This is a genomic window from Humidesulfovibrio sp. (genome assembly GCF_035560995.1).
GTDB lineage: Bacteria > Desulfobacterota > Desulfovibrionia > Desulfovibrionales > Desulfovibrionaceae > Humidesulfovibrio.
In genome coordinates this window covers 1-21419 of sequence record NZ_DATMYK010000027.1, presented here as the reverse complement: position 1 = coordinate 21419, position 21419 = coordinate 1, and the positions used below count along the sequence as shown (strand labels likewise).

The window sequence follows — 21419 nt, the reverse complement described above, 5'->3', positions numbered from 1 at the left end:
CCGGCCGGATCGAATGGCTGAGCTGGCCCGACGCTGCTTCTACATCGCCAAGGCCGAGAACGGCCCCACCCAGCTGAACATCCCGCGCGACTACTTCTACGGCGTGTGCGACGATGAGATCTACACCACCGCAGCCGTGCTGCGCGGCCCCGGCGCATCCAGCCAGGTGGAGGAGGCAGCGCGCCTGCTCGCCTCGGCCAAGTATCCGGTCATTCTCGCGGGCGGCGGCGTCTCCGTGGCCGACGCCATCAACGAGACCAAGGCCCTGGCCGAATACCTCACCGCCCCCGTGGTGAACAGCTACCTGCACAACGATTCCTTCCCGGCTGACCACCCGCTCTCCTGCGGGCCCATCGGCTACTGCGGCAGCAAGGCCGCCATGCGCACCATCGCCAAGGCCGACGTGGTGCTGGCCCTGGGCTGCCGCCTCGGTCCCTTCGGCACCCTGCCCCAGTACGACATCGACTACTGGCCCAAGGGCGCGAAGGTCATCCAGGTCGACGTGGACCATCGCGTGCTCGGCCTGAGCAAGCGCGTCAGCCTGGGCATCGTGGCCGACGCCAAGGAGTTCGCCGCCGGCCTGCTCGGCGTCATCAAGGCCGTGGATCCCAAGCGCAAGGCCAGTGCCGCGCGCAAGAAGGACGTGGCCGCGGAAAAGGGCATCTGGGACGAGGAGCTCACCAAGTGGTCCAGTTCCACGGCCAAGCTCATGCACCCGCGCCGCTTCCTCAAGGAGCTCTCCGAAGCCATCCCGGCCGGGTCCATCGTGGCCACGGACATCGGCAACAACTGCTCCATGTCCAACAGTTATCTGAGGTTCAGCGGAGCGCGCCAGCACATCTCGGCCCTGTCCTGGGGCAACTGCGGCTTCGCCTACGGCGCGGCCATGGGCGCCAAGATTGGCAATCCCGGCGCCCCGGTGTTCGCCCTCCAGGGCGACGGCGCCTACGGCATCAGCGGCCTTTCCGAGGTGATGACCGCCGTGCGCGAAAACATCCCGGTCATCGCCGTGGTGTTCCAGAACTATGAATGGGGCGCGGAAAAGAAGAACCAGGTGGACTACTACTCCGAGCGGTACGTGGGCGTGAACCTGCGCGAGAACCCGAGCTACGCACAGCTGGCCAAGGACATGGGCGCAGTGGGCTACCGCGTTGAGGACTACAAGACCGTGAAGGACGTCGTCCGCGCGGCCGTGGCCTCCGGAAGGCCCGCGGTCATCGAGGCGGTCATCGAGGGTGGCAAGAACGTGCTGGCCGAACCCTTCCGCCGCGACGCCCTGGCCATGCCGACCAGATACTTGGAGAAGTACGCGCACCTGAACGCGCCGAAAAAGTAGCACTTCCCTCCTTGAGCCCCCGGGGACCGGCCCATGCGCAGCGCGCATCCGGTCTCCGGGCAAGCCAAGGAGCCGATCTTTGCAATGACAGCGCCTGACGCGAGGCCGGACGCCCCCTGACTTGTCCGGCTGAGCAGTGCCCAGCTTTTGAGCACGCAACCCCAGTTGCGACCACGATGCGCCAAAGCAGTGGAGGATGCGACCATGCAAGACACCGGCAAAATTACAGATCCCAATGTTCTGGTGAACGACGACGTGGAACACGTCTGGCACCATCTGTTCCAGCACAGCACCATCGCCTCCAAGGAACCCATGATCATGGCCGAGGGCGACGGCCTGCGCCTGCGGGACATCCGCGGCCGCGAATACCTTGACGCCACCTCTGGCGGCGTCTGGTGCGTCAACGTGGGCTACGGGCGCAAGTCCATAGCCGAAGCCGTCTGCGCGCAGCTCATCAAGCTGCCCTACTACGCCGCAACGGCGGGCAACATTCCCTACGCCCAGTTCGCGGCCAAGCTGACGTCCCTGATGCCCGGCCTGAATCGCGTGTACCTCTCGAACTCCGGGTCCGAGGCCAATGAAAAGGCCTACAAGATGGTCCGGGCCATCGGGCACATGAAGCACGGAGGCAAGAAGAAGACCGTCCTCTACCGCCACCGCGACTACCACGGCACCACCATCGGCGCGCTTTCCTCCACCGGCCAGCAGGAACGCAAGGAATGGTTCGGACCCTTCGTTCCCGGCTTTGCCGAGATCCCCCACGCCTGCTGCTACCGCTGTGCCTTCGGCAAGACCTATCCCGGCTGCGACATCGACTGCGCCCGGGCCATGGAGACGGTGATCAAGGCCGAGGGGCCCGACGAAGTTGGCGCGGTGATCTTCGAGCCCATCACGGCTGGCGGCGGCGTCATCGCCCCGGTGAAGGAATACTACGACATCATTCAGGAGATTTGCCGCAAGTACGGCATCCTGCTCATCATGGACGAAGTCGTCTGCGGCATGGGGCGCACGGGCAAGTGGTTCGGCTACATGCACTACGACGCCAAGCCGGACATCGTGACCATGGCCAAGGGCGTGGCCAGCGCCTACATGCCCATCTCCGTCACCGCCACCACGGAAAACGTCTTCGCCCAGTTCCTGAACGACCCCAGCGACAAGATGGCCTACTTCCGCGACATCAGCACCTTTGGCGGCTGCGCGGCGGCCTGCACCGCGGCTCTGGAAAGCACGCGCATCATCGAAGACGAAAACCTGCTGGAGAACTGCCGCCTGATGGGCGAGCGCATGCTCGACGGCCTTAAGGGCATGCTGGACATCCCCCATGTGGGCGATGTGCGCGGCCGGGGCCTTTTGTGCGGCATAGAGCTGGTGGAAGACAACAAGACCCGCCAGCCCGTAAGCGAAGCCTACGTGCTCAAGGTGGTGGGCGAGATAGCCGCACAGGGCGTGCTGGTTGGACGCACCAACCGCAGCCTGCCCGGGCACAACAACATCATCAACCTGGCTCCGGCGCTCATCGCCACCAGGGACGACATCGACACCATCCTAAGCGCCGTGAAGAACGCCCTTGTGAAGGCCGCGTCCTGAGCGGGACAATAAAGGAGGCCAAGCAATGATCGTCGGCATACTGAAGGAGATTAAGAGCCAGGAGCATCGCGTGTCCATGACGCCCGCGGGCGTAGAGGTGCTGCACCAGAACGGTCACGAGGTTCTGGTCGAAAAGGACGCGGGCGCCGGAAGCGGCTTTACGGACGAGGCCTATGCGAAGGCCGGGGCGGAAGTTGTCGCCAGCGCGGCGGACATCTACGCCAGGGCCGAAATGGTCATGCACGTGAAGGAGCCCCTGCCGCAGGAATACCAGCTCATCCGGCCCGGGCAGATCGTGTTCACCTATCTGCACCTGGCGGCCAACGAGGAACTGACCCGCGCGCTGCTGGCAAGCGGCTCGGTGAACATTGCCTACGAGACCATCCAGAAGCCGGACCGTTCCCTGCCGCTTTTGATGCCCATGAGTGAGGTTGCAGGGCGCATGGCCGTTCAGGAAGGTGCAAAGTATCTGGAAATGGCCCAGGGCGGCGGCGGCATCCTGCTTGGTGGCGTGCCCGGCGTGGACCCGGCCACAGTGGTCATCATCGGCGGCGGCATCGTCGGCGTCAACGCGGCCAAGATGGCCTGCGGCCTTGGGGCCAAGGTCTACCTGCTGGACACCAGCATAGAGCGTCTGCGCTACTTGAGCGACGTCATGCCTGCCAACTGCTTCCTGCTCATGAGTAATCCTGCGGCCATCCGCAAGATCGTGCCCACGGCCGACCTGGTCATCGGCGCGGTGCTGATTCCCGGCGCCAAGGCCCCCAGGCTGGTGACGCGGGAGATGCTCTCCACCATGAAGCGCGGAGCCGTGCTGGTGGACGTGGCCATCGACCAGGGCGGCTGCTTCGAGACCAGCAAGCCCACCACCCACACGGACCCAGTCTACATCGTGGACGGCGTGGTGCACTACTGTGTAGCCAACATGCCCGGCGGCGTGGCCAAGACCAGCACCCTGGCGCTGACCAACGCCACCCTGCCCTATGCCCTGGAGATCGCCAACAAGGGCTGGCGCAAGGCCTGTGCGGAGAGCCGGGAGATCATGCTGGGTCTCAACGTGGTGGACGGCAAGATCACCTATAAGGGCGTGGCCGAGGCCTTCGACATGGGCTACGTGCCGCCGGAGAGCCTGCTGCACTAGACGCGACAAGGGGTCATGACGGCAAACGGCCACACGAACTGGCGAGCAGGAGTTCCCCATGCTGCAAGAAGGCGGAGCCATCCGGCAAAAGATTGAGGTCCGCAACCTGACCAAGCGCTTCGGCGACCTGCTGGTGCTGGACGACATCAACTTCGATGTGGCCGACGGAGAGTTCGTGGCCATCGTCGGTCCCACGGGCTGTGGCAAGACAACCTTCCTGAACGCCTTGTCGCGGCTCATTCCCATCAGCGGCGGGCGCATCTGCATCGACGGCGAGGACGCCGATCCCAAGAAGCACAACATCTCCTTCGTGTTCCAGGAACCCACCTGCCTGCCCTGGCGCACCGTGCGCGAGAATGTGGCCTACGGCATGGAGGTGAAGGGCCTGGCCAAGGCGGAGATCGACACCCGGCTGGATAAGATTCTGGAGCTGGTGGGGCTGACCCAATGCGCGAATCTCTACCCGAATCAGATCTCGGCAAGCATGCTCCAGCGCATTGCGGTTTCCCGCGCTTTTGCGGTGAACCCGGACCTGCTGCTCATGGACGAGCCTTACGGGCAGCTCGACGTGAAGCTGCGCTTCTACCTGGAGGACGAGCTGGTGAACCTGTGGCAGAAGCTCCACAGCACCGTGCTCTTCATCACCCACAACATCGAGGAGGCGGTCTACGTGGCCGAGCGCATCCTCGTGCTCTCCAACAAGCCGACCAAGATCAAGGCCGAGGTGAAGGTAGATTTGCCAAGGCCAAGAAACTTCCTGGATCCTGAATTCGTCCGCATCCGCAAGCACGTCACGGAGCTCATCCGCTGGTGGTAGCGAAGCGGCCGCGGTGAAGATCACAACGGGGGATGACGCGCGGAAGGCAGCCCGCGCAAAGGTGAGCGAACAATCGAACGACGGAGGGAATCCTTATGGCGAAGCTCAAGCATCACGTGGCGCTCTTTACGGCGATGTTCCTGATTCTGGCCTTTGCAGGCCTGGCCCAGGCGGCTGATGCCAAGGTGCTCAACACCACCTGGCAGGCCGAGCATGAGGCCCTCATCCCCTGGTACGCGCACCAGAAGGGCTGGGACAAGGCGGAAGGCTTCGACATCAAGATGCACATGTTCGATTCCGGCATGGCCCAGATCGAGGCCCTGCCCGCCAAGCAGTGGGTCATCGGCGGCACGGGCGGAGTGCCCATGATGTTCGGCGCGCTCCGGCACAACGCCTACCTCCTCGCCATCGGCAACGACGAGTCCTCGACCAACTCGGTGCTCGTCCGGCCCGACAGCCCCATCCTCAAGACCAAGGGCTTCAACAAGAAGTTCCCCGAGATTTACGGCAGCCCGGAAACAGTGAAGGGCAAGACCATCTTGTGCACCACCATCTCCTCCGGACACTACGCCATGAGCCTGTGGCTCAAGTCCCTGGGCCTGACGGACAAGGACGTCATCATCAAGAACATGGACCCGGCCCAGTGCGTGGCCGCCTTTGAGAAGGGCATCGGCGACGCCGTGGTTCTCTGGGCTCCGCAGATGTACAGCGGCCTCAAGAAGGGCTGGAAGGTCGCCTCCGACGTCAAGAAGGCCGGCGGCTTCGTGCCCATCGTGATCATCGGCGACAAGGACTACTGCGACAAGAACCCCGAGCAAGTGGCCAAGTTCCTCAAGGTCTACTTCAAGGGCATCGACATGATCCGCAAGGAAGGCGTGAAGCTTGCTCCGGACTACCGGAAGTTCCTGGGCTGGGCTGGACTGCGCCTGACCGAGGACGAGGCCAGGATCGACCTCGAAATGCACCAGGTATTCACCCTGCAGGAGCAGCTTAAGATGTTCGACGCCTCCAAGGGCCCCAGCCAGGTGCAGCTGTGGCAGAAGGATCTGGTCACCTTCTTCACCGAACTCGGCAAGCTGAAGCCCGCCGAGGGTGAGAAGCTCGCCACCGGCTTCTACATCACCGACAAGTTCCTCAAGTTGGTCAAGCAGTAGAAAGCATTCGCGGGTCGGCGCGGCAAGGCACATGAACTGCCGCGCCGGCCCCACTTGATCCGGGCAGCTCCACCTTCCAGCCAAGCGAGGGAAAAGTGATGACAGCATACCGCGAAGTCCGGGTGAGAACGCCCCTGGCCCTCAAGATCCTGCCGGTGATCAGCATCACCGCCTTCTTCTGCTTCTGGGAGTTTATCGTCCGCTCTGGCATCGTGCCCTCCACCATGCTGGCCGCGCCAAGCTCCGTGGCCGAGCTGCTGGTGCTCAAGCTCAGGGACGTGGACCCCGATGGTGCGCTCATGCAGGAGCATGCGCTCGTCAGCATCCAGGAGGCCTTCACCGGGTATTTCCTTGCCCTGGCAGTGGGCATTCCGCTGGGCCTGGCCATGGGCTGGTTCACCGTGGCCGAGGGGCTGGCGCGGCCGGTCTTCGAGATCATCCGCCCCATTCCGCCCGTGGCCTGGATTCCGCTGACCATCTTCTGGTTCGGCATCGGCCTGCCGGGCAAGATCTTCATCATCTGGCTGGGGGGGCTCGTGCCCTGTGTCATCAACGCCTACGTGGGCGTGAAGATGACCAACCCGACGCTGATTCAGATGGCGCGCACGTATGGCGCCAGCGATTGGCAGATATTTCGCCAGCTCTGCATTCCCTCGGCCCTGCCCATGGTCTTCGGCGCGCTGCAGATAGCCCTGGCCGCCTGCTGGACCAACCTCGTGGCGGCGGAACTGCTGGCGGCCGACATGGGCCTGGGCTTCATGATCACCATGGGCCGCAGGCTGGCTATGCCGGAGATGGTCGTGCTCGGCATGGTCATGGTGGGCTTGACCGGCGCGGTCATCGGCGTGGTCATCGATCAGGTTGAGAAGCGGCTTCTGGCCGGGATCAGGAGGTAGCCATGGGCTCGGATATCGCCAACGAAACCGTCGGCTGTACCATCGACTCCGGCCCGCTGAGCCTAGGCAAGATTCTGGGCAACCGCTTCTTCCTCTACGGCGTGTCCCTGTTCTGCTTCTTCTTCGGCTGGGACTACCTGGCCCGAACCCTCGGCGGCGAGGGCTCAAGCTCACTGGCCCGCCCGGCCGAGGTCATCGTTGCCCTGCAGGACCTTTGGGACAACGAGCTGGCCGACTACAAGCTTCTGGGCCACATCTGGGCCAGCACGCAGCGCGTGGTCATCGGCTTCACCATCGCCTCCGCGCTGGCCGTGCCGTTGGGCCTGTTCATGGCGCTCAACCGCTATGTCAACGCCATCGTGAAGCCGCTCTTCGACCTCCTGAAGCCCATGCCGCCCATTTCCTGGGTCAGCATCTCCATCCTCTGGTTCGGCATCGACGAGACCAGCAAGGTGTTCATCATCGTCATCGGCACCTTTGTGCCCTGCCTGCTGAACGCCTACAACGGCGTGCGGCTGGTGGATCCGGAACTCTACGACGTCATCCGCATGCTGGGCGGCAACCGGCGCGACGAGATCCTGCACGTATGCTTCCCGGCCTCGTTCCCGGCCATCTTCGCAGGATTGCAGATCTCCCTCAGCTCCGCCTGGACCTGCGTGCTGGCTGCGGAACTGGTAAGCGCCCGCTCGGGCCTCGGCTACATCATCGTGCAGGGCATGAACCTGTCCGATCCGGCCATGGTCATGGGCGGCATGGCGGTCATCGCCATCGTGGCATGGGGCACTACGCTGCTGGTGAGTCTGCTTGAGCGCCAGCTCTGCCCTTGGAAGCGCAAGATCGCAGGCCTGTAGCACCGCGAGGTCCAGATGCTCGACGCCCTGACACACGAAGACACAGCAAGGAAGGCTGCCGTGGCAACGCTCACCCCCACCGCTCCTGAGGTCAAGATCGCCTGCTCGCACGTCAGCAAGACCTTCATTCAGAAGGGCAACCAGGAAGTGCCGGTTCTCGACGATGTAAGCGTCGAGGTGCACGAGAACGAGTTCCTGGTGATCCTGGGCCCGGGGCAGTGCGGCAAGAGCACCCTCTTGCGCATCATCGCCGGGCTGGAAACGCCGAGCACCGGCAGCGTGACCCTGCGGGGCAAGGACGGCGTGCCGCGCGAGGTGGATGGTCCCGGTCCGGACCGCGGCCTGGTGTTCCAGGGCTACATGCTCTTTCCCTGGAAGACGGTGCTGGGCAACGTTGAGATGGGCCCGAAGTTGCGCGGCCTGCCCAAGACGGAGTGCCGCGACCTGGCCAAGCATTACATCGACCTCGTGGGCCTTACGGGCTTTGAGGACCACTACCCGCACCAGCTTTCCGGCGGCATGAAGCAGCGCGTGGGCATTGCCCGCGTGTACGCCAACAGCCCCCAGGTGATGCTGCTCGACGAACCGTTCGGCCAGCTGGACGCCCAGACGCGCATCTTCATGGAGCAGGAGACCTCGCGCATCTGGCAGGCGGAAAAGCGCACAGTCATCTTCGTCACCAACAACATCGACGAGGCCCTCTTCTTGGGCGACCGCATCGTGGCCATGGAGGGCAAGCTGCCCGGCCGCGTGCAGACCGTGTACGACGTGACCCTGCCGCGCCCGCGCGACTTCACGGACATGGAGTTCCTGCGCCTGCGCCAGGAGATCATCGACGCCTCGCACCTGACGCTGTAGCGGCCGCGCCCGGCGGCGGGAGGGTGCCCCATGAGCCTGCTGGCCCTGTGGCTCGTGCTGGCCTCGGCCGCGCTGCACGTGTTCTGGAACACGCTGGTCAAGCAGTGTCCGGACAAGCTCTCCTTCGCCTGGCTGACGACCGTGGCGGGCAACCTCGTGCTCGCCCCGGCCTTTGTCTTGTGGCGGCCCTTCTCCACCGGGAGCCTGGGGCCGGAGGTCTGGCTCTGGGCCGCGGTTTCCGGCGCGCTGGAGACGGTCTACATCGCCTGCCTGTTCGGAGCCTATGCGGCGGCGGACCTCTCGGCCGTGTATCCCTTGAGCCGGGGCGCCGCGCCCGTGTTCACCCTGCTGCTGGCCGGAGTCCTTGTGGGTGACGGCGCAACGCCCATGCAGGCGGCGGGCGTGGCCGTGGTGGTGGCGGGCACGCTGCTCGTGGGCGTTTCAGCCTGGCGCGGCGGCGGCGCGCCGCTTGTTTCCCGGCGCGGGTTGTGCCTTTCCCTGGCAACGGGCTGCGCCATCGCCGGCTACCACCTGGCCGACCGCAAGGCCATGAGCCTTGCTCCTGGGCCGGACCCGCTGGACTATCTGTTCCTCATGCACCTGTTCATGAGCCTGTTCGTGACCCTGTGGGCCTGGCGCAAGCGGCCCGGCTGGACAAAACTCGCCGCTTCCTGGCTCGAAACATCATGCCGCAACGGCAGGCGCGACGTCATTCTCGTCGCGGTGTTCACGCCGCTGTCCTACTTCCTCATCGTGCTGGCCCTGCGCGAGGGCAACGTGATCCATGTCACCGCGGCCCGCAACGTGGGCATCCTGTTCAGCACCCTGGCTGGAGCGCTCGTGCTGCGCGAGCGCGTCACCCCGGCGCGGGCCTTCGGCTCGGCGCTCATCGTGGCCGGGCTGGCGGGCATGGCGCTGCTGCAAGGCTGACGCGACCCCCGCATCCGGCAGCACCGGCTTCGGCGCGTGCACGCCAGAAGCGTGCGCGCTCATCGGCTCAACCTTCCGCGGCAGACTCACTAGGCCAGATCCGCCAGCAATCGGCCCAAGGCCGTGCTTCCGGCACCTTTTGGGCCAGGCCCCGCAAGGCGAAACCTGTTTTCAGAATCCAGACTAAATCTCAATATTTTCTACACACTGTTTTCAAACAACAATTGAACATTGTGCGGAGAAACACGCAAAACGGCCGCACATCTTGTGGATGCGCGGCCGTGGGAAGATCCAGGCAAGCAACTACAGGAAATCTGGGTCGATGGCGGCCTTTCCGCCCGCTCTACCTCCGGCGGTTGGCCGCGAGGCAGGACAGGAAGGCGTGTATGATGTTTGAGGCGGCAAAGGAGGTGATCGCGCCGTGGTCGGTTTCCGGCAGCACCTCCACCATGTCCATGCCGACAAGCTTCAGGCCGGGACAGATGCCCAGCACCAGCGCCAGCGCCTCATGGGTGGTGAAGCCCCCGACCTCCGGAGTTCCTGTTCCAGGCGCATACGCGGCGTCAAGGAAGTCGATGTCGAAGGTCAGGAAGACCGGTGTGCCGGGCTGCACGCGTTCGCGCACGCGGCGAATGCTCTCCGTGAGGCCGATTGTATGCATCTGCCAGCCGTCGAGCACCAGCATGCCCTTGCCCTTGGCGTACTCCCAGGCGCTGCGGCTGTAGAGCGGGCCGCGGATGCCGAGCTGGGTGCTCTGCTCTGGCAGGATGAGCTTCTCTTCCATGGCCCAGTAGAACGGCGTGCCGTGGTTGTAGGGCTTGCCGAAAAAATCGCTGCCCGTGTCGGAGTGGGCGTCCAGATGGATGAGCGCCACCGGGCCGTGGTGTTTCACCACGCCGCGCAGCTCCGGCAGGGTGATGGAATGGTCTCCGCCCAGCAGCACGGGGACCACGCCCTGGGCGCACAGGCGGTCAGTCTCTCGTTCAATGACGGCAAAGGATTCGTCGATGTAGCCGGGAACGATGTCCATGTCGCCGGCGTCCACACCTTCGAGTTCTTCGAAGATATCCACATCCAGCACATGGTTGTAGGGCTTGAGAATGGCCGAGGCCTCGCGGATGGCGGCAGGCCCGAAACGGCAGCCGGGGCGATAGGAAGTTGCGGTATCGAAGGGAACGCCCATTATCGCAAAATCATTCCCGGAAACGTCGGCGGAATACGGCAGGCGCTGGAAAGTCCGGATGCCGCAGAAACGGGGAGACTTGAGGGAGTTGATCGGTTTGCCCATGACGGGCCTCCTTGGTTTGTCTGTCCTCCCCACCATTAGCAATCAGCGTACCAATCGACAACACGCTTCCCACCCATACGCAGGCCTTTGCCCAGTCATGCCCACCCTAGGGGAATCGCCACCCCCAGGGCACACGAACCCATGCTCCACCGTGGCGTCCGCCACAAACTTTTCCAATAAAACATCATTTTTCCGTGTGATTACGAGCATTACCTCGACAAAATCTCGTGCCAGCCCGTCCGTATCCGACCTTTGGGGCAGCCTTGCGCAACGCTGCCCAGGCTCCCGTGGAGGGCATGACCGCAGACATGAACCGGCTGCATGCTGAACTGGCATACGGGAAACAGCATGAAGACCAGCCCTTCGCGCGCCAGACTGTCTGTCTATCCGTACAGTACTTTGTCTGCAACAGGGCAACCAGGACTCCTAGGCAACGCAAGGCAAGCACGGGCTTCTGGCAATCTTGCAAGATATTTCGTTAAATTATGACACAAACAAGGAGGTCGGGACATTGCAAACTGTCGGATTTCCTGACATGTATTATTGCAAGATGTCCACGCAATCAGAGTAGCGAGGCCAGCCATGAACGCATCCAGCTTCTCTCTCGAGAGCATCGCCGAATCCATCCTCGACACCGTGCCCATGGGGGTCATCTTCTGTGACCGCGAGTGCATCATCCGCTTCGTAAACCAGACCTACGCCAGCTATCTTGGCGTGAGCAAGGACGAGGCCTTGGGCCGCACCATGACCGAACTCATCCCCGATTCCCGCGCAGGCGTGGTGATGGAGAACGGCGTGGCCGAGATGGGCGAACAGTGCTGTGTGGGCCAAGGCAAAGCCAAGCGCACCCTCATCGTCAACCGCATCCCCGTGTGCGACGCCGCAGGCCAGGTGGTGGGCATGCTCTCCCAGTCCATTTTCGGCAACCCGGAGGAACTCAAGAGCCTTTCTGACAAGATCGACCGTCTGGGCCAGAAGGTTTCGCTGTACAAAACGCGCATGAACACGGCGCTGTCCGCCCGCTATACCGTGGAGAGCATCCTGGGCCAGAGCGCTGCCCTTCGCGGAGCCAAACAGCACCTGCTGCGCTACGCCCGCACAGAGGCCCCGGTGCTGCTTTTGGGAGCCACGGGCACGGGCAAAGAACTTTTCGCCAACGCCTTGCATCAGGCCAGCCAGCGCGCGCACGGGCCCTTTGTGGGCATCAACTGCGCGGCCATCCCCAACGACCTCTTCGAGTCCGAGCTGTTCGGCTATCTGCCCGGCTCCTTCACCGGCGCCACGCGAGAGGGACGCATCGGCAAGATAGAGCTGGCGCACAAGGGCACCCTGTTCCTGGACGAGATAGGCGATCTGCCACTGACGGCGCAGGTGAAGCTTCTGCGTGTGCTGGAGGACAAGCTGGTGCACCGGCTGGGTTCGCACGCGCCGACGTCCGTGGATTTCCGCCTGGTGGCGGCCACCAACCGGGACCTGCAGGCCATGATGCAGGACGGGCTGTTCCGCGAGGAGCTGTATTACCGCATGGCCGGGCTGGCCATACGCATCCCGCCCCTGCGCGAGCGCACGGAAGACATCCCCATGCTTGTGGCGCACCAGCTTACCTGCACCAATACGCAGGTTTCCGGCTGCTCCGACGCGGCCATGGATGCGCTGATGCGCTACGGCTGGCCGGGCAACGTGCGCGAGCTGGCGGGCGTCATCGGCCGGGCGGCCAGCCTGTGCCAGGGCAAGATCATCGAGCTGGGCGACCTGCCGCCGGAAGTGGCGGCCGGAGCGACCCGCTGCCAGCCCGCGCCGGCCATGAACCACAAGGCCCTGCTGGCCAATGTGCAGTCCAACAACGAGCAGCGGCTCATACTGGCCGCCCTGCGCGAAAACGAGTGGAACATGGCCAGAACGGCCAGGGCGCTCGGCATCTCGCGCGCAACCCTGTACGAGAAGACGCGCAAGCACGGCATCACGCGGGCTTAGCCGCGCGACCAAGTTGCGGGAAGGGCTCAGGCCAGGGGCAGCAGGAAGCTGGACTCTTCAGGCGCGCCAAAGCCCTGAGTGATTCCGGCCTTGCGGAGGTCCTCCGCCAGGGGAGCAGAAACCTTAAGTTCCTTGCCCTGGCGGGCATAGCTCGCGCGGGCTGAAAGCAACATCTGGTAGAAGAACACATCACAGCGCACCACTCCAGACCAGTCAAGCACCACTGAGGGGCACCGCTCAAGCCCGTCCAGCAGCGCGGCGCGCAGATCTGCCAACACGGGGGCGGTAATCTCCTGGGGCAGCGTGACGCTGCCCCGCCCGGCGGCAACGCTCAAGGTCAAGGAGCCGAAGGTTTCGTCTCCGTCGCCTTTGACCACGCTGACGGCCTCGGGCGCGTCGTCGATGTGCCGCACGCGCTCGTCAGGCAGCTTGACCAGCCCGCTCACGTACTTGGGCTCCAGGATGGTGGCGTAAAGCACATAGAAGGGGATGCTGTTGCCAAAGGCGTCCAGGTCGCCCACGGCGGAAAAATCGAGTTTACAATCCACGATTCGCCCGGTGTCCGTCAGGCTCTTCAACACCTCGAAGGGCATGCGGCCCTTGCCATGGATGTCGTGGATCAGGTCGAACTCCAGCAGGTAGAGTTCGTTGCCGCCGCTTTTGGCCTGCTCCAAACTCACCGCATCGACATGAAAGATGCCCCTCGCGCCGACCTCGATGCTGGCCTGCTCGGGCTTCGCGCCTTCCTTCGCGGCATCGGGGTTGCTTATGGACAAAAGCTGGGCCACCTGCACGTCGATGGGAAGCTTCTCGCTCTCGTGGATGTTGTCCACCAGGTAGGTCAGGCGATCAAAACCCTTCAGCAGCACGTCCACCACCTCGTGGGTGGGAGTCAACTCGTTGCTGCGCACCATGTGCAGCACGTTCTCCAGCTTGTGGGCCAGGGTCTTGATGTTGTCGAGCCCGAGCATGCCCGCGCCGCCCTTGATGGAGTGGGCCAGGCGGAACACGCTGTTCACCAGCTCCGCGTCCTGGTGCTCGCCTGCGGCCTCGATGTCCATGAGCGAGGCTTCGATGCTGTCCAGATGCTCGCGGCAGTCCTCGACAAAACTCTGGGTGAGGTCGAGAAGTTCGGCAGTCATGCCCTACCCCGCCTGAACGGTATCGCCCTGGGCCGGGGAGCCCGGAGCGGGTGTGATGGAAAAATGCTTATCCAGGCGCATGAGGGTGAGCAGCTGATGAATGTCCTTGCGCACCTCGCTGAGCACAAGGGCTCCGCCCTGTTTGGCCAGGGAATTATGCGTGGCCACCAGCAGTCCGATGCCCATGGAATCCAGGCTTTCCACCCGGCTGAAGTCAAGGTGCAGTTGGCGCGCCCCCTCTTGTATGCGCGCGCGAAAGACCTCACGAAGCGCGGGAACATCTTGGGCCGAAACGCGCGGCTCCATGGCTAAACGCACTGTGCCGTCCTGAGGGGTGGTCATGTTGGTGTCCTCCGAGGGCACGCGCTTGGTGATGGTGAGCGCGTTGCCCGAGTCGTTGTATGCGAAGCTGTCAGCGTATTTTCGGATGATGATGAGCCCGCGGCCGGATTCTCTTGCCGGATCAGGCGTAGCGATGGGCATGTTGCGCCAATCCCATCCAGCTCCCTGGTCGCGCACGGTAAGCACAAGCGCGGCCCCTTCCAGCCGCAACGAGGCGCTGACCAGCTTCGAGGCGTCACACCGGGAGCCGTGTTGTACGGCGTTCACCAGTGCCTCACGCGCAAGCAGTTCGATGTCGAAGGCCAGACCGCCCAGGGCGCGTTCGGCCAGGAAGCCGTGGATTCCGGCGATGAAGATCTCCACGTTCTCCGTGCTGGCCGGGAAATCGTAGGAAATGCCGTCCGCGCCGTGGAGCAGCCCGGTCTGCTGCTGGCTCATACATCCACCCCGAGCAGCACCACGTCGTCCGTGGGCTTCTCTTCCCCGGTCATGGCTCGCACCATGTTCACCACGGCGGCGGACAAGGGCATGATGGCGTTGTGCAGGCAGGACTCAAGCAGATGTGAGCGGAAAGCTTGGCTGGTGACGTAGGCTCCCGTGTTCTCTGCTAGGCCGTCGGTGTAAAGATAAAAGCGGTCGCCCTCGGCCATGCCGCCTTCAAGCACGGCGTACTCCGCGTCCTCGAACATGCCCAGCGGAAGGCCGGAAATATCGAGCATGCGGGCCGAGCCCTCCAATTGCCCCACCACGGGCGGATGCCCGCCTGAGGCCAGGGAGTAACGGCCTTGAAACCGGTCCAGGCAGAGGCAGACGGCGGTGAGGTAGACTTCCTCGGTGGTGATGGCGCAGAGGATGCGGTTCATGCCGGAGAGGATTTCCGCGGGCGACTTTCCCTGGCTGGCATGCTGGCGGAACAAGGCCTTGAGGGAGGACGTGATGAAGGACGCGCCCAGATCGTGGCCGCTCACATCGGCCAGAAAGTAGGCCGTTTGCCCGCCGCCGAAGGAAAGCACGTCGTAAAAGTCGCCGCCGGCTTCAAGCACGGGCAGGAAGTGCACGGCAAAACGTGCCTCTGGCAAGGCTTCCGGCTTCACCAGCAGCGACATTTGGGCATTGTGCACCTGACCCAGGCGCGTGGCCTGTGCGTCGATGATCTCGCTTTGGCGGCGCTGAAAATTCATGTGCGAACGCACTCGGGCCACCACTTCCGCCGCCATGAAGGGCTTGGTGATGTAGTCCACCGCGCCGAGGTCGAGCCCGGCGAGCTTGTTGGACATTTCGTCCAGGCAGGTGATGAAGATGACCGGGATGTGCGCCGTTGCGGAGTCACCTTTCAGCTTCTTGCAGGTTTCAAAGCCGGACTCGCCCGGCATCATCACGTCCAGCAGCACCATATCCGGGCGCAGGGAACGAGCCTTCTCAAGCCCCTCTGGGCCGTTCAGAGCGCTCTCCACCGCATAGCCGGCATGTCCCAACAGGCCCCGCAGCACCATGATGTTCATGGGCTCATCGTCTACGACAAGAATGGTGCCGACTTTCTCTGCTTCAGCCATGACCGCACAAACCTGCTGGTGGAGTTCAACGCACGCAAAAACAATCCCAAGATGGCGAGAACCAACCGAATCATCCTGCGTCAGGGCACGTCGCAAGTCAAGTCGGGCGCACCAGCGGTGGGAAAGATCAGCGCGCGATCACGGTTTTCTGGCAAAGAACACCGCCCCGGTGGTCAGGGGCGAACTTTTGAATGGCGTGCGCAGGCACAGACGCGCCTCGACGAAGCCGACAGCCTCAAGCATATCCAGGAAGACCCTTCCCGGCACCGCGCCGTCCTGTCACTTGGCCCACAATTCGCCCGGCGATTCTCCTGGCTGCGGCAAAGGACAAGACTGAGGCTGCTCCGATTCGCGGATCTGGTCGGCCACCTGCAAGCGGCCGCCGGGGGCGAGCACGCGAAAGGCCTCGGCCAGGGCGCGGGGCTTGTTCGGCACCAGATTGTACACGCCGTTTGAGATGAGCAGATCAAAGGAGGCGTCCGCAAAGGGCAGGCTTTCCGCCCCGCCCTGTTCGAGCATGACGTTCGCGGCCCCGCTCAGGTGAAGATTGGCCTCGGCACGGGCCAACATATGCGGCGAGAGTTCCAGGCCCGCAACGCAGCCCTGTGGGCCGACGAAGCGCGCGGCGGCAATGGCGTCCACTCCGGCGCCGCAGCCTACATCGAGCACGCGCTCGCCTGGCTCCGGCAAGCCTGGGGCGAAGGGATTGCCCACGCCGCAGTAGCACTGGGCCGCCTCGTCCAGCAGCGAATCGATGAAATCGGGAGGATACGCCAGAGCTCGCAACCCTTCGCGCCCGGTGGGGTAGGCGAAGAGCCCATCCGGGCTCACGGCCGCCTGACGAAAGCGCTGCGACAGCGCTTCTTCAATGCTCTTCTGCTTTTGGGGAATGGTGTCGAACTGCATGTGCCGCCTCCTGATGATTAAGGAGAAACACTAGCATGTCCAAATGGTTGTGGCAAGAATCTGAACTATTCCGAAGGCCGATGCGCCCTATTGAGACAGACTCTGCGCCGGGCTACACCGCGCCCAGCAACTTCAGCAGGTAGAACGCCCCGCCAGCCACAAGCGCGGAGGCTGGGATGGTGATGATCCAGGCCACGACCATGTTTCCGGCCACGCCCCAGCGCACGGCGGAAAGGCGCTTGCTGGCGCCGACCCCGAGCACGGAAGTGGAAATGACATGGGTGGTGCTGATGGGCGCGCCGAAATGGCTGGCCCCGGTGATGACCATGGCCGCGGCGGTTTCGGCCGCGCAGCCGTGGATGGGCTCAAGCTTGAAGATCTTGTGCCCCATGGTCTTTACGATCTTCCAACCGCCGGTGGCGGTGCCCAGGCCCATGGCCAGGGCGCAGGAGAGCTTGACCCAGAAGGGCACGTGGATTTCGGGGATTTCGTGCGAGAGGAACAGCGCCAAGGTGATGATGCCCATGGTCTTCTGGGCGTCGTTCTGACCGTGGCTGGTGGCCATGAAGGCCGAGGAGACGATTTGCAGCTTGCGGAACAAGTTGTTCACCTTGCGCGGCTTGGCCTTGTGGAACAGCCAGGAGAGCAGAACCATGAAGAAATAGCCGCCGATGAAGCCCGCCATGGGGGAAAGCACAAGGGGAATGATGACTTTCTTGAAGATGGACATGAAGTTCAGGGCGTCGAAGCCGCTGTAGGCCACGGCCGCACCCATGAGGCCGCCGATGAGCGCATGGGACGAGGACGAGGGCAGCCCGAGGTACCAGGTGAGCAGATTCCAGAAGATGGCGCCGAAAAGCGCCGCAAGGACGATGCCCTGGCAGCCCGCCACCACATCGGCGTTGACGATGCCGCTGCCGATGGTCTTGGCCACCTGCTCGCCCATGAACGCGCCCGCGAGGTTCAGCGAGGCGGCCATGACCACCGCGACCTTGGGCGAAAGCACCTTGGTGGAGACGATGGTGGCGATGGCGTTTGCGGAGTCGTGCGCCCCGTTGGTGTAGTCGAAGAACAGGGCCAGGGCCACGATGGCCACCAGCATCATCGGCAGATCAGGCATTTTTCAGCACCACGCCTTCGATGATGTCGGCCAGCCGCTCGGCCTGGTTCACCGCCTGCTCAATGCGGTCGTAGATGTGCGTCCACTTGACGATTTCCATCACGGCGTCGAAGCCGGTGAGCTTGATGTCGTACACCTCGCCCAGGGCCACAAGCAGCAGCATCTCGCACTCGTACTTCAGGGATTTGACCTTCTTGGCGTTCTCGTCCACGGGTTTGCGCTCGCGCAGGCGGTCCAGCATGCGGCCGCCCTCTTCGATCATGATGGCGAGATTCTTGACGAGCTTCTTGGCCGGGAACTTCACCATATGGAAGTCGTACAAGCCGATGCGCGTGGAGATGGCCTTGATGAGGTTCAGGAGGTCTTCCTGCGCGATGTTGATGTTGTGGATGTCTTCGCGGTCGATGGGAGTGATGAAGGTCAAGGAAAGCTGCTGCGAGATGCTCCGCGCGATGCCGTTGCCCGTCTCCTCGATGAGGTTGATGGACTTGCACTTGTTCTCCACATCCTCAAATTCCTGGAAGATGCTGTTCAGAGCGGCCACGGCCTCGTTCAGCTTCTCGTACTGTTCCTGAAACAGGTCGAAAAACTGAATCTCCTTGGGAAAGAAGCTGAAGCCCATAGGCTCTCCTTGTGACAGGTCGTGCTTTGATGTTCGCGGCGGGCTCAAAGGATGCCCTCCGCTCCAGGCGCGGAACTATAGCCCGGCCCAGGTCGTCTGCCAAGATAAATCAAACAGTGCTCCCGGGGGCGGACTCGGCCGCCTTGACACCAGGGGCTGAAATGCTCAGAACAGAGCATGGTGAACGCTTCAACTCTTTGCGCAGGCGTTTCGGCAGTGTTGTGCTCTGCGGAACTGCGCTTCCCGACAACAGAAAAGAAAAAAGCCGACCCTTTCGGAATCGGCTTTTGTGTCTTACGTGGTGGGTCACCAAGGAATCGAACCTTGAACCTCCGGATTAAGAGTCCGCTGCTCTACCAATTGAGCTAGTGACCCACGTTTGCGTCGGCGTCGTTGTCGTCGTCAGCGCGAAAAGGGGTCTACGTGGACAGGCATCCTTTGTCAACACGAAAAAATGCATCGAGCGAAAAAAATGTCACACAAAGTTCTTAGAGGCCTCCTTTGCTTCCTCCTGCTGGCCCTGTTCCCGCCCCTTTCCGCCAGCGCCGCAGACCGGCACGAAGACTTGCCCCTGGCCACTTCCTGGGCTGCCTACAGCCTTGGGCAGCAGGCCCGGGCAGAGGCCGGGCTGGAGGCGCGGCGCGTGGCCGTGCTGTTCCTGGAGCCTGACGAAGGCTGGTACACCTACTCCCATTCCCCCGGGGGCTTCGCCAAACCGACCAAGCTTTCCGCCAGTCTGGGCAAGACGCCCCTGCCCGTGCTCTATCCCGCCGGCCAGCCCAAGGCCGACCCGCTGGATCCCGGCGCACTGGTGAACGCCTATGCGGGCAAGACCCCGCTGTTCATCCTGCTGCCGGAGGACGGCAAGGGCAAGGCGCCCAGCCTGATGGCCAAGCTTGAGCTGCTCTTGTGCACCAAGGACAAGTGCCTGCCCGCCAGCATCGATCTGGCCTTCGTGCTGCCCAAGGGCAATCTGCCCGATGTGCGCCAGCAACCCTGGTGGCCCGCCCTGCTGGCCGCGGCCAAGACCGTGGACAAGCAGGCCCCGGCCAAAACGGCCTTTGCAGCGCCCCCGGCGGAGGCCCCACAAGACCAGGCTAAAGCCGACCCATCCCCTGCAGCGGCAGGGCAGCCCTCCAGCGCAGGCGTCTGGTCCAGCCTGACCCCGCGCTACTTCCAGCCGGAGCTTGAGGTGGGCGGCCTGGTGAAGGCCGTGCTGCTTGGCCTGCTGGCCGGGTTCATCCTGAACTTCATGCCCTGCGTGCTGCCGGTCATCAGCATCAAGCTCTCGGCGCTCATGGCGGGTGGCGGCAGCGCGGACGCGGACATACGCCGGGCCAGATTCCGCGAGCACAACCTCTACTTCGCCTCGGGCATCCTGCTCTACTTCCTGGCCCTGAGCGTCATCCTGGGGGCCACGGGTCTGGCCTGGGGACAGATCTTCCAGCAGCCGGTCATCGTCATGAGCCTGACCGCCCTGATCTTCGCCCTGTCCTTGAGCCTGTTCGGTGTGTTCAGCCTGCCCATAGTGGACCTGAAGTTCGACCAGATGACCACGCACCCCAAGCTGCAGGCCCTGTTCACGGGCCTCTTGGCCACGCTTCTGGCCACGCCGTGCAGCGGGCCTTTCCTTGGCGGAGTGCTGGGCTGGACGCTCATGCAGCCGCCCTGGGTCATCAGCTCGGTGCTGCTCGCCGTGGGCGCGGGCATGGCTCTGCCCTATCTGGTGCTGGTGCTGTTCCCCGGATTGGCGCGCCTGTTCCCCCGGCCAGGCGCCTGGACCGGCCACTTGGAAAAGGGCGTGGGGCTCCTGCTCATGGGCACCTGCATCTATCTCATCAGCATTTTGCCGGAGGCCCGGCTCATACCGGTGCTTATCCTGCTGTGGTTCACGGCCCTGGGCGCGTGGGTCTGGGGCCTGGCGGGACCTGGCTTCGATACGGCGAAAAACGTCCTGCTGAAGCTTCTGGCCGTGCTGCTCATCGCCGCCGGCTTCTGGCTGGGCCTGCGGCCCGCCACGGTGGTGACGCAGATGGATGCTTACTCCGAAGCTTCCCTGCGCGCCGTGCTCGGCAAGGAGACCGTCATCGTGGACTTCACGGCCGACTGGTGCCCCTCGTGCAAGGTGCTGGAGCAGACCACCTTGACGCCCGCACGCCTTGGGGACATGAAGAAGCGCTTCGGCCTCAGGCTCATGCGGGCCGATTTGACGGAACAGAACCCGGAGGCCGAGGCCCTGCTGCACGCCCTCGGCAGCAAGAGCATTCCGGTGCTGGCCATCTTCCCCAAGAATGCACCGGAGCACCCCCTCGTCCTGCGCGACCTGTTCACGCCCACGCAGTTCGAGGAAGCCCTGGAACACACAGCGCGCCCATAAAGGAGGCCCCCATGCTGTCCTTCACCTACCGTCTGCCCACCACCCTTGTTTTCGGCCCCGGCAAGCTGAACGAGTTGGAGACCACCCCGCACCTGCCGCAGGGCAAAAGGGCCCTCATCGTCATCGGGGCCAGCGGGAACATCCTGCGCCAGGGCTACCTGGCCCGTGTGCAGGGCCTGCTGGGCGCGCGCGGCGTCATGACCACGGTATTCGACGGCGTGCACGCCAACCCGCGCACCGATGACGTGGACGCAGCGGCGGCCCAAGCCCGAGAAATGGGTGCGGAAATGATCATCGCCCTTGGCGGCGGCAGCGTCATCGACTCGGCCAAAGCCATCTGCCTGGCCGCCACCAAAGAGGCCCCCTTCTGGGGCGCCTTCACCGCACAGGCGTACGAAGGCGCAAAAGGCCTGCCACTCGTCGCCATACCTACCACGGCGGGTACGGGCAGCGAGGGCAACGGAGCGGCGCTCATCTGCGGCGCACCCGGCAAGCGCGGCTTCGTGCACCCGGCCTTCTTCCTGT

At 63.7% G+C, this 21419-nt stretch carries 19 protein-coding genes and 1 tRNA gene; 12 read left to right on the top strand and 8 right to left on the bottom strand.

The genetic code is table 11. The features are described from left to right. The 9 genes from VN419_RS00935 to VN419_RS00895 all read left to right on the top strand — a co-directional run. Positions 1-1336, top strand: a 1336-nt coding sequence (locus VN419_RS00935; RefSeq protein ID WP_325643470.1) for a thiamine pyrophosphate-dependent enzyme, incomplete at its 5' end; no start/stop codon positions are given. A 204-nt stretch (positions 1337-1540) separates the two neighbouring features. Beyond that, complete coding sequence (locus tag VN419_RS00930) at positions 1541-2923, top strand: aspartate aminotransferase family protein (protein WP_325643469.1); 1383 nt, start codon at positions 1541-1543, stop codon at positions 2921-2923. 25 nt (positions 2924-2948) lie between these two features. Further along, positions 2949-4064 carry an alanine dehydrogenase gene (ald, locus tag VN419_RS00925; protein WP_325643468.1) on the top strand — a complete coding sequence of 372 codons (1116 nt, stop codon included), beginning with the start codon at positions 2949-2951 and terminating at the stop codon, positions 4062-4064. 58 nt (positions 4065-4122) lie between these two features. Continuing rightward, positions 4123-4881, top strand: coding sequence for an ABC transporter ATP-binding protein (locus VN419_RS00920; RefSeq protein ID WP_325643467.1), 759 nt, complete (start codon positions 4123-4125; stop codon positions 4879-4881). A gap of 95 nt (positions 4882-4976) precedes the next feature. Next, on the top strand, positions 4977-6035 hold the full coding sequence (locus VN419_RS00915; RefSeq protein ID WP_325643466.1) for an ABC transporter substrate-binding protein: 1059 nt from the start codon (positions 4977-4979) through the stop codon (positions 6033-6035). 98 nt (positions 6036-6133) lie between these two features. Then, positions 6134-6931 (top strand): ABC transporter permease, encoded by a 798-nt coding sequence (locus tag VN419_RS00910; RefSeq protein WP_325643465.1) that lies wholly within the window; start codon positions 6134-6136, stop codon positions 6929-6931. A gap of 2 nt (positions 6932-6933) precedes the next feature. Beyond that, positions 6934-7782: an ABC transporter permease gene (locus VN419_RS00905; protein ID WP_325643464.1), complete on the top strand. Its 849-nt coding sequence runs from the start codon at positions 6934-6936 to the stop codon at positions 7780-7782. Between the two features lie 60 nt (positions 7783-7842). Beyond that, positions 7843-8640 carry an ABC transporter ATP-binding protein gene (locus tag VN419_RS00900; RefSeq protein WP_325643463.1) on the top strand — a complete coding sequence of 266 codons (798 nt, stop codon included), beginning with the start codon at positions 7843-7845 and terminating at the stop codon, positions 8638-8640. A 30-nt stretch (positions 8641-8670) separates the two neighbouring features. After that, positions 8671-9570 carry a DMT family transporter gene (locus VN419_RS00895; RefSeq protein WP_325643461.1) on the top strand — a complete coding sequence of 300 codons (900 nt, stop codon included), beginning with the start codon at positions 8671-8673 and terminating at the stop codon, positions 9568-9570. Between the two features lie 343 nt (positions 9571-9913). Here the strand turns inward: VN419_RS00895 and speB are convergent, their stop codons facing one another. Next, positions 9914-10858, bottom strand: a complete 945-nt coding sequence (gene speB, locus VN419_RS00890) for an agmatinase (RefSeq protein WP_325643459.1) — start codon at positions 10856-10858, stop codon at positions 9914-9916. Between the two features lie 582 nt (positions 10859-11440). Between speB and VN419_RS00885 the strand changes: the two genes are divergently transcribed. Beyond that, on the top strand, positions 11441-12832 hold the full coding sequence (locus VN419_RS00885) for a sigma-54 interaction domain-containing protein (RefSeq protein ID WP_325643457.1): 1392 nt from the start codon (positions 11441-11443) through the stop codon (positions 12830-12832). 26 nt (positions 12833-12858) lie between these two features. On the opposite strand, the gene VN419_RS00880 is transcribed toward VN419_RS00885, so the two are convergent. The 7 genes from VN419_RS00880 to VN419_RS00850 all read right to left on the bottom strand — a co-directional run bounded on the left by VN419_RS00880 (position 12859) and on the right by VN419_RS00850 (position 18892). Further along, complete coding sequence (locus VN419_RS00880) at positions 12859-13974, bottom strand: Hpt domain-containing protein (RefSeq protein ID WP_325643455.1); 1116 nt, start codon at positions 13972-13974, stop codon at positions 12859-12861. A gap of 3 nt (positions 13975-13977) precedes the next feature. Further along, positions 13978-14754, bottom strand: a complete 777-nt coding sequence (locus VN419_RS00875; RefSeq protein WP_325643453.1) for an ATP-binding protein — start codon at positions 14752-14754, stop codon at positions 13978-13980. Beyond that, positions 14751-15869 carry a PP2C family protein-serine/threonine phosphatase gene (locus VN419_RS00870; RefSeq protein WP_325643451.1) on the bottom strand — a complete coding sequence of 373 codons (1119 nt, stop codon included), beginning with the start codon at positions 15867-15869 and terminating at the stop codon, positions 14751-14753. The genes VN419_RS00875 and VN419_RS00870 overlap by 4 nt, the downstream gene beginning before the upstream one ends. Positions 15870-16007: 138 nt before the next feature. Further along, positions 16008-16775, bottom strand: a complete 768-nt coding sequence (locus VN419_RS00865) for a methyltransferase domain-containing protein (protein ID WP_391899698.1) — start codon at positions 16773-16775, stop codon at positions 16008-16010. A 112-nt stretch (positions 16776-16887) separates the two neighbouring features. Beyond that, positions 16888-17895 carry an inorganic phosphate transporter gene (locus tag VN419_RS00860; protein WP_325643446.1) on the bottom strand — a complete coding sequence of 336 codons (1008 nt, stop codon included), beginning with the start codon at positions 17893-17895 and terminating at the stop codon, positions 16888-16890. Beyond that, positions 17888-18517, bottom strand: coding sequence for a DUF47 domain-containing protein (locus tag VN419_RS00855; RefSeq protein WP_325643444.1), 630 nt, complete (start codon positions 18515-18517; stop codon positions 17888-17890). Before VN419_RS00855 ends, VN419_RS00860 begins: the two co-directional genes overlap by 8 nt. Positions 18518-18816: 299 nt before the next feature. Further along, a tRNA-Lys gene (locus tag VN419_RS00850) sits at positions 18817-18892 on the bottom strand. A 97-nt stretch (positions 18893-18989) separates the two neighbouring features. Between VN419_RS00850 and VN419_RS00845 the strand changes: the two genes are divergently transcribed. Next, the gene (locus VN419_RS00845) at positions 18990-20894 is read left to right on the top strand and encodes a protein-disulfide reductase DsbD family protein (RefSeq protein ID WP_325643442.1); all 1905 of its coding nucleotides are present in this window, start codon (positions 18990-18992) and stop codon (positions 20892-20894) included. Positions 20895-20905: 11 nt separating this feature from the next. Further along, positions 20906-21419, top strand: a 514-nt coding sequence (locus VN419_RS00840; RefSeq protein ID WP_325643440.1) for an iron-containing alcohol dehydrogenase, incomplete at its 3' end; no start/stop codon positions are given.

Excerpts from the sequence above, each read along its gene's own strand:
- VN419_RS00910 (WP_325643465.1), top strand. The coding sequence starts at position 6,134 with ATGACAGCATACCGCGAAGTCCGGGTGAGAACGCCCCTGGCCCTCAAG.
- VN419_RS00855 (WP_325643444.1), bottom strand. The coding sequence starts at position 18,517 with ATGGGCTTCAGCTTCTTTCCCAAGGAGATTCAGTTTTTCGACCTGTTT.
- VN419_RS00895 (WP_325643461.1), top strand. The coding sequence starts at position 8,671 with ATGAGCCTGCTGGCCCTGTGGCTCGTGCTGGCCTCGGCCGCGCTGCAC.
- VN419_RS00860 (WP_325643446.1), bottom strand. The coding sequence starts at position 17,895 with ATGCCTGATCTGCCGATGATGCTGGTGGCCATCGTGGCCCTGGCCCTG.
- VN419_RS00905 (WP_325643464.1), top strand. The coding sequence starts at position 6,934 with ATGGGCTCGGATATCGCCAACGAAACCGTCGGCTGTACCATCGACTCC.
- ald (WP_325643468.1), top strand. The coding sequence starts at position 2,949 with ATGATCGTCGGCATACTGAAGGAGATTAAGAGCCAGGAGCATCGCGTG.
- VN419_RS00845 (WP_325643442.1), top strand. The coding sequence starts at position 18,990 with ATGTCACACAAAGTTCTTAGAGGCCTCCTTTGCTTCCTCCTGCTGGCC.
- VN419_RS00870 (WP_325643451.1), bottom strand. The coding sequence starts at position 15,869 with ATGGCTGAAGCAGAGAAAGTCGGCACCATTCTTGTCGTAGACGATGAG.
- VN419_RS00930 (WP_325643469.1), top strand. The coding sequence starts at position 1,541 with ATGCAAGACACCGGCAAAATTACAGATCCCAATGTTCTGGTGAACGAC.
- VN419_RS00915 (WP_325643466.1), top strand. The coding sequence starts at position 4,977 with ATGGCGAAGCTCAAGCATCACGTGGCGCTCTTTACGGCGATGTTCCTG.
- VN419_RS00920 (WP_325643467.1), top strand. The coding sequence starts at position 4,123 with ATGCTGCAAGAAGGCGGAGCCATCCGGCAAAAGATTGAGGTCCGCAAC.
- VN419_RS00880 (WP_325643455.1), bottom strand. The coding sequence starts at position 13,974 with ATGACTGCCGAACTTCTCGACCTCACCCAGAGTTTTGTCGAGGACTGC.
- VN419_RS00875 (WP_325643453.1), bottom strand. The coding sequence starts at position 14,754 with ATGAGCCAGCAGCAGACCGGGCTGCTCCACGGCGCGGACGGCATTTCC.
- speB (WP_325643459.1), bottom strand. The coding sequence starts at position 10,858 with ATGGGCAAACCGATCAACTCCCTCAAGTCTCCCCGTTTCTGCGGCATC.
- VN419_RS00885 (WP_325643457.1), top strand. The coding sequence starts at position 11,441 with ATGAACGCATCCAGCTTCTCTCTCGAGAGCATCGCCGAATCCATCCTC.